This window comes from Micromonospora sp. M51 (assembly GCF_018070305.1).
Taxonomy (GTDB): domain Bacteria; phylum Actinomycetota; class Actinomycetes; order Mycobacteriales; family Micromonosporaceae; genus Micromonospora; species Micromonospora parva.
Map to the genome: position 1 here is coordinate 1 of NZ_JAGPXZ010001302.1, position 877 is coordinate 877.

The 877-nt window shown below is 73.5% G+C and carries 1 protein-coding gene; it reads left to right on the forward strand.

Features of this window, described 5'->3' with window-relative positions; genetic code table 11:
- Nucleotides 1-14: 14 nt before the first annotated feature.
- The coding region (gene murJ / locus KBX53_RS34425) for a murein biosynthesis integral membrane protein MurJ (protein WP_247676624.1) at nucleotides 15-877 on the forward strand (863 nt) is incomplete at its 3' end.

Sequence of the window (877 nt, forward strand, 5' to 3'; positions counted from 1 at the left end):
GCTGCCCCGGCCGGCTGGCCGGGGCAGCCGCGCTCATCGCCGTCCTCACCGTGGCCAGCCGACTCGCCGGCTTCGGCCGTACCGCCGTGTTCACCTGGGTGGTCGAGCAGAGCGACCTCGGCGGCATGTACGTCATCGCGAACACGGTGCCGAACATCGTCTTCGAGATCGTCGCGGGTGGGGCGTTGGCCAGCCTGGTCGTGCCGCTGCTGGCCGGGGCGGTCGCGGCGCAGGACCGGCGGGCGGTGGCGGCGACCACCGGCGCCCTGCTCACCTGGACGGTGAGCCTGCTGGTTCCCCTCGCCGTGCTCGTCGCCGTGTTCGCCGACCCGATCATCTCGCTCATCAGCGAGGGACGATCGGCGGCGGAACTCGCCGCCGGCGCCCGGATGTTGCGCGTGTTCGCCCCGCAGCTGCCGCTGTACGGGATCGGCATCGTGCTCACCGGCGTCCTGCAGGCGCACCGACGTTTCGCCTGGCCGGTCATCGCGCCGTTGCTGTCCAGCCTCACCGTGGTCGTCGTCTACGTGGCCTTCGGCGCCGCCCAGGGACGGGGGGTGTCCGTCGCCCAGGTCGGCCGCAGTGGCGAACTGCTCCTGTCCGGCGGCACCACGCTGGGCGTGGTGGTGCTGTCGCTCTCGCTGCTGATCCCGCTGCGGGGGCTGCGGCTACGGCCCCGGTTCGGGTACGCCTTCACCGATGACGCCCGGGCGCGGATCGGCGGACTCGCCACGGCCGGCGCGGTGACGGTGGCCGCGCAGCAGGTGGCGCTGCTGGTGGTGCTGAACCGGGTCTCCGGCGGCCCCACCGGCTCCCCGCAGGTGTTCAACCTGGCCCAGGCGATCTACCTGTTGCCGTGGGCGGTGCTCGCCGTGCC